Source organism: Arthrobacter sp., from assembly GCF_031179985.1.
Classification (GTDB): Bacteria; Actinomycetota; Actinomycetes; order Actinomycetales; family Micrococcaceae; genus Arthrobacter.
Genome location: NZ_JAPSHJ010000092.1, coordinates 1 through 6,278 on the forward strand (window position 1 = coordinate 1; position 6,278 = coordinate 6,278).

Here is a 6,278-nt window from a genome sequence, read left to right on the forward strand (position 1 = left end):
TAAGTCTCAAAGCATCCCGTATCAACAACCAACAGCATATTGAGACGCTTGCAGTTCAGATCTAGCCGAGTATGCAAAGCGCAGACATCCGGGGAACAAGTCGTCTCAAAAAGTTGTCTCGCCATAATTTGTCTCACGTTCTCTAACTGCTGGGGTTATTGAGGCAAGCTGGTGTGATGAGGCAACTTGGATACACGCGGGTCAGTACATCAAGTCAGGACGCACAGCTGCAGCTCGATGCCCTGGTGAAAGTGGGAGTGCAAAAGCGGGACGTGTTTGCCGACGTGACCTCCGGAAGCAAGAGCGCGATAGAGCGGCCCGGGATGAAGAAACTACTCGAGTACGCCGAGTCCGGTGACACGGTGGTTGTGTGGCGCGTAGACCGGCTCGGTCGGTCACTGGTCGATGTCCTGAACACCGTGAACCTCCTGCGCAGTCGTGAAATCCACGTTCGCTCTATTTCTGACGGCATAGATCCAGCGACGTCCACCGGCCGGCTGATGCTCAACATGCTAGCCACGCTGGCCGAGTATGAACGCGAGCTAATTGTTGAACGGGTTAACGCCGGCATCGCCGCTGCCCGTCAAACTGGCACCAGGTTCGGCCGGCCGCTAGCGAACCCTGCAGTCATCGCTGACAAACTCGCGATCGCTGCTGAGGCCCGGCTCCGGGGACGTACAGCAGAGGACGCGGCACGCCTCGTCGGATGGAGTCGCGCCACCCTCTACCGCCACCAACAAGCCCAGGCGGCCAAAAGCAGTGGCAGTACGTAGTGGAGTTGTCGCTCCTTAGGCTTGGGCTGAACTTCTCACTTTCGGAAGTCGAACAGGGCTGTGTGGAGGGAGCCGTCATCCAGCCGCAGCTCGAACTGCCGGCAGGATCCCGCCCACGTTTTTTGTGTCTTCCACACGAAGGTGTAGGTATCGGAGTCCGCGCTGTAGCTGAGGGAACTTGTCTCCGCGGCTACAGTCTGCTCCACCGTGTCCGGAGTGACGCCGCCTGGGCAAGCGATAACAGTTGATGTGGGTGCTCCCGCCAAAATCTCCGGGCCCCGGTTCCCGCCGACGCCGAACTTGATCGGCACTGCAGCTCCGGCCTTCATGGCGTTGAGGACGCCGTCGTTGTCTACCGGCTGCTGGAATCCTACAAACGGCCAGTTGGGCTGGCCAACAGCAAAGGGCGAGAAGGAATCAGTGATTCCGCAGACCTTCCCGTAGCTGCTGCTGGAGGTGATGTCCTTCCACGCTCCGTCCACGTAGTGGTACAGGTGCTGCCCTGCTGCCTGATCCTCCGTCATGGTATCGGTGGGAACGAAGCTGATACAGATTTCAACACCAGAGGCCGGGTCAAACTCGGCGGTGGTGTGAATGTCGTAGTACAACGGAGGGTCGGTCAGGGAAGAAAACCCTTCAGGGGGGTAGTCACTGTCGGACTCGAGCCTGGTAACGGTAGTCGTCCCGGACGTGGTGACGTTCTCAAACGTCAGGGTGACGTCTTTCCCCCCGGTGTTGTCGACCGGAATGACGACACTCTCGCCGAGCAGCGTGAGACTGGGATCAACTGTTATGGCCTCGCTGTTCACTTCCCAGTAGGTGCAGGCGATGCCGGCCGTATTCAGACGCGCGTGGACAGTTTCCCCGCCGGCGTCAAGAGGAACTACGAACGTCGGGCCGAAGGCGCCATCCACCCGCGTTTCTCCCACATACCAGCTGTAGCGCTGGAAGCAATCCCCGCCCGCTGGACTCAGCTCCACGGGGACGGTGGATGTTGCGGTCAGTGTGGCGCCCAGCGCAGGCTCGCCGGTGAGTGTGAGTGAGTGTGCCGGATCCACGGCTGCCAAGGCTGCCGGAAATACCGCGTAAGCGAGGTTGAAGTGGTTGGCTCCACTGAGAGTTATCGCTTCTGCTTCAGCGCGATGGGGCGTTTCGGGCCACCAGCGATCAACCGTTCCGGAAATAAAACGCACCAGGTATGAACCGGTAAGTACGTCTTCGAAGGTGTAGTAGCCGTTCTCGTCGGTAACGGTTCCGGCCACGGGCGCCCCGGCAGGGTCCGATGCGGGGTATAGCTCAACTGCGACACCAGGCAGCATTGATCCCGTCGAGATGGCAGCGTCTTTTCCAACCGCTCCGGTGATTGATGAGGCAGTGCGGTGCAGGACCGTGAAGGCCCCGGTGACCCAGCTGGAGTTTGTCGGGTTGAGGGTATCCACCACAATCGTGTCCGCCGTCTCAAGGGTGCGCCGCTCCTGGTAGCCAAGCAGCTGCGTGAAAACAGCATCGCCTTCTTCAGCTCCTGACGAGGCGGTGAACCAGCTCTCCACGAAGCCGGGGGCCGATACCTTGATTTTGTACCGCCCGTCCTCCAAGTCGAACGATGCGCTTGCCACGTCCCAGGAAGAAGTCACTGCAGAGACCTTTGGGACCAAAGCTCCGCCGCTCACGTTAAACACCTCGAAGGTCACTTCAAGGTCCGCGGGAGGGGGGGAACCGCCGTTGACGTTGGCCAGGAGTCCTGGGGAGTCCAAGACCGCGCTGACATTGATGTGGCCGGAATCCGCTGTGGCAGGTGCCCCCAACGGTACGGCTAAAAGAAGGAGTAAAGCCGCAAAGACTGCGGTAGCCCGCCGGGTTGTACTGACTGCAAACATCAATGCCTTCTTCCGGGCAACGATCCGAGGGGCCAAAATAAGCAACGTCCCCCGGCGCCGAACTCATCACCGGCTGACCCCTGCCCGAGCATCCGGTAATGAGCCCAAGGCTACGCCCGGAGCCTGTCGGCGGCAACGCACTGGTGTTGGAATGCCGAACGCGATTCCACCCCTAGCGCTACGTCAGCCCACCGCCTGCTCAGCCCCGACCGATGACCCTTCGATCTCAACAAAGGCCACTTTCTCCTTTGTTGAGAACAGCGGCGGTAAGACACATTGGTGAGACTGACTGGAGAATCATCTTTGCCCCTGCATGTATCAGCAGAGTCGTGGGAATGCGGCACGACCAGGTGCCTAATCCAGCCGACAAAGCCCGTTCCGTGGGTGTGCCCGTGATCGTCGTGCTGATGGGAGTGTTTCCCGTGGTCGTGGTGTTCATTCTGGTGCGGGTGAGTGTCGTGGCCCGAACGAGCCCGCCCGCTCATTGCCCTGCTGCCTCTGCGCCGTGGTGCTGGTGAAGTTTGTGGTGGGGTGCAGTGCCCAAGGCATGCTCAGCCTGATGGATCGCATCGGCGACCAGTTCCCAGGCGTGCCCGTCCTGCAGACGGTAGTAGACCTTCGTCCCTTCCTGCCTGGTGGTGACCATTCGGGCCAACCGCATCTTCGCAAGGTGCTGGGATACTGCAGCAGCAGACTTTCCTGCTTTCTCTGCCAGGGCATTCACTGGTAACTCCCCGTCCCTCAGGGCAAGAATCAGTCGGACTCTGGTCGCATCGGCCAGCATGCTAAAGACTTCGACTGCTTATGAACCAAAGTCAGGTACCCCAGTACTCGTGTTTCTTTTCCGCCGCCCCCTTAGCATGGATGAAGGCCCCAGAATTCCTTTTCCGTGCGTTTTGTCAGAGGGCAGGTTATGGGTACGAAACTGATTACGCGCCGGAGGGTCTATAAAACCGGGCTCGGTGACAACGGCAGCGGTGCCGCGTCTTCCCGATGGCAACCATCGGCCCCATTTTTGGCCGGACCGGACTTTTTATCATGACGCCAACCGACGGTCACGCTTCGCCGCTCCTTGACCCGGCTGCGCTGGAAATGTTGCGGGCAGACCTCGACGATGAAGTTGCTTGGAAGATATTTGTTCAGAACTTTCTGGCCCGGCTGCAACCCAGGGTCCAACGGATACGCCTCACACTGACCACCCGGGACCGCGCGGGGGCCATGGACGCAGTCCTGAGCCTGAAGACCTCCAGCCAGATGGTGGGAGCGGAACGACTAGCAAACCTTGCCCTTGAACTGGAAGGGAAACTGCGCGCCGAGGCCAGAGCAGATTCCGGCGACGTTCTGCCCGGACTCGAGGCAGACCATTTAGGACCGATAAAGCGATGCGCCGAGCAGACGAGGCATCTTCTGGAGGCGCACCTTCACATATAACGGTCGGGGTTTGTGGCAGGGAGAGGGTTGGTTACGGGTTCCTATTTGCTGACCGATCCGAAAGAAGTGATGTTAGCCGGCGTGACTCGCTGAGTTTGGCGCACGAGCGGTTAGCTTCGGTGGTGTTCGATCAACCAGGAGGCCATTTGTTGGGCCCGTTTGGCTGCCAGGGTGTCGCCTTCGGAGGCTGAGACGATGGATCCTTTCATGAGGATGTGCCAGGAGCGGGAAAATTCGTTGGTCCGTTGCAGTCCTGCTTGTTCTGCAAGGGCTTGCACATGGCCCCTGATCTTGGCCAGGTAATCGATGCTGGCTTGGCCAAGGGGATGTGCTGGTCCCATCTCAAGCAGGATGTTGATGAAGGAGCAGGCTTCGAAGTCATCACGCACGAACCACAGGTCGAGGACGTCGAAAATGGCCAGCAATTGTTCCGTTGGCGTGGTTCCCCGCAGCTTGGCTTGACCGACGATGGCGTCAAGGGTCCACACCTGGTTCCGTTGCTCGAGAAACGCGAGTACCAGCGAATTCTTGGATGGGAAGTAGTGGTAAAACGTGGCCTTTGCGACGCCGGATAGCTCGATGAGCTCATTGACGCCGACGTCCCGCACTCCCCGACGGGAGAAAAGATCGTACGCCACTGACAAGATACGGTCACGGGGAGGCATAACCGCAACCTCGATGGCCACATCTACAGAGGCCGGAGCCAATCCCGGCATTTGACCTGGGTGCGCATTCATGGTACCGAAAGTCTACCGCAGGTGCCGACAGCTGGCCTTCTCCGGTGCTATCTATTTGAAGGCCAAGGCGGCCGGAATAAAGTTACGCCTGGGTAACCAGTGCTATAGACAGACTGTTCTGTCTAGGCGTAGCTTAGTTCTATACAGGTCGAGTGCTTATGCGTCAAATCGACTTCTTGAGGTCCAGCATATTTAGACTCGTATTGGACCTTCTCGCCCCGGGGATTCTTTCGCTCAGGGCCTTTCTAATCTTGGGCCTTCTTGCGCTGGGCTTGCTTGCCCAAGGATCCCATCACCAAGTTTTACGACGAAATCGGGAACGCCATGCGCGCAAAGTCCAGGTAACTTCTTCACCTACCGTTTTATTGGCACACGACCGGGTGTGCCCTGCGCGCCGGCCCCTGATATCGCTTCTCAGCAAACCTATTCAGCAATTCCTTGATCCGTGTCCTGCGTAGATCTGGTTGCTTAGGTGCCTTCTCACAGATTCTTGCGACTGACCTGCTTAGCTGCAGCCGCCGGTATATGAATTCATTAACATCAAGGAGCGGGGCCCGTCTTGGGCTGCTCCGGCGGAGCCACCGCTATGTCTCTGGATCGAAATCGAGAGAGATGTAACAGGTGCGGGAACTTACATCGCAATTTATTGCGGTGGCATCTTACCGATTAGCGAAATCCGCGTTGCCTGATTTGTTCACAGCGAGGAGCCATGTCATGGCTTTGCACCTTCAAACAGCCCCGGCGGGAAACCGCAGATCTCCTGGGCACCTCTACCTTGTTCTTCTATCTGCTTTTGCACTGGCAGCCTCCATGATTTTCATGGGAGGCGCCGTGGGCGCTGTCCCCTCGGCGTCTGCCGCTACTGCCGTTAGTCAATGCAACGGAATCGAGAATGTCGGCGGAGAGGCAATCAGTTGCACCGTCACAGTCACTAACAACCTGAATCTTGACACCGGAGAAGCCAGTTCTACCGTCAATGTCGTGGCATGCGTAGGCTTCGCCAACGCGGCCTTGACCTGCACTCCGACCACTACGGAGTACCTTGACGTGGTCACGGCGGTTGATCAGTGCAACGGGTCAGGTAACGGCGGCGGTGGCGTGGTCGAATGCAGCGTTATCGTGGTCAACAACATCACCGGTACCGCAACGGCAATAGCGGGCACTGTCAACCAGTGCATCGACTCCGGTCAGGGCGGCGGCGATGAGCCCATAGTCGTTTGTTCACCCCTTGGCTCCACCACTAACGCGACTGTGACCCAATGCAACGGCTCCGGCAACGGCGGCGGCGGCACTATGCGCGTCCGGTGCACCGTCACATCGAACACCACTTCAAACGCACTTCTCGTCACGATCAACCAGTGCAACGGCTCCGGAAACGGCGGCGGCGGCTACGTAACATGCACCAGCTCAATAGAAACAATCATCACGGCCACTCCCCCGGTCATCATCCCGCCAGCGGA

Annotated in this window: 5 protein-coding genes and 1 pseudogene; 3 read left to right on the plus strand and 3 right to left on the minus strand. The window is 58.7% G+C overall.

Annotated features, from left to right (window positions below; translation table 11 throughout):
• Nucleotides 1–176 precede the first annotated feature (176 nt).
• Complete coding sequence (locus tag RIN13_RS19970; RefSeq protein WP_309109057.1) at nt 177–773, plus strand: recombinase family protein; 597 nt, start codon at nt 177–179, stop codon at nt 771–773.
• A 35-nt stretch (nt 774–808) separates the two neighbouring features.
• Here the strand turns inward: RIN13_RS19970 and RIN13_RS19975 are convergent, their stop codons facing one another.
• Together RIN13_RS19975 and RIN13_RS19980 are read right to left on the minus strand one after the other, a co-directional pair.
• Nucleotides 809–2,650: a PxKF domain-containing protein gene (locus tag RIN13_RS19975; RefSeq protein WP_309109058.1), complete on the minus strand. Its 1,842-nt coding sequence runs from the start codon at nt 2,648–2,650 to the stop codon at nt 809–811.
• Nucleotides 2,651–3,131: 481 nt separating this feature from the next.
• Nucleotides 3,132–3,452 (minus strand): annotated as a pseudogene (locus RIN13_RS19980) (ArsR/SmtB family transcription factor); the annotation flags it as partial.
• A 191-nt stretch (nt 3,453–3,643) separates the two neighbouring features.
• On the opposite strand from RIN13_RS19980, the gene RIN13_RS19985 reads away from it, so the two are divergent.
• Nucleotides 3,644–4,081: an Hpt domain-containing protein gene (locus RIN13_RS19985; protein ID WP_309109059.1), complete on the plus strand. Its 438-nt coding sequence runs from the start codon at nt 3,644–3,646 to the stop codon at nt 4,079–4,081.
• 110 nt (nt 4,082–4,191) lie between these two features.
• On the opposite strand, the gene RIN13_RS19990 is transcribed toward RIN13_RS19985, so the two are convergent.
• Nucleotides 4,192–4,797 (minus strand): TetR/AcrR family transcriptional regulator, encoded by a 606-nt coding sequence (locus RIN13_RS19990; RefSeq protein ID WP_375164804.1) that lies wholly within the window; start codon nt 4,795–4,797, stop codon nt 4,192–4,194.
• A gap of 735 nt (nt 4,798–5,532) precedes the next feature.
• Between RIN13_RS19990 and RIN13_RS19995 the strand changes: the two genes are divergently transcribed.
• The coding region (locus RIN13_RS19995) for a hypothetical protein (protein WP_309109060.1) at nt 5,533–6,278 on the plus strand (746 nt) is incomplete at its 3' end.

Bases quoted from the DNA above. Each gene is read 5' to 3' on its own strand.
- RIN13_RS19970 (WP_309109057.1), top strand. From the start codon at position 177: ATGAGGCAACTTGGATACACGCGGGTCAGTACATCAAGTCAGGACGCA.
- RIN13_RS19975 (WP_309109058.1), bottom strand. From the start codon at position 2,650: ATGTTTGCAGTCAGTACAACCCGGCGGGCTACCGCAGTCTTTGCGGCT.
- RIN13_RS19985 (WP_309109059.1), top strand. From the start codon at position 3,644: ATGGCAACCATCGGCCCCATTTTTGGCCGGACCGGACTTTTTATCATG.
- RIN13_RS19990 (WP_375164804.1), bottom strand. From the start codon at position 4,797: ATGCCGGGATTGGCTCCGGCCTCTGTAGATGTGGCCATCGAGGTTGCG.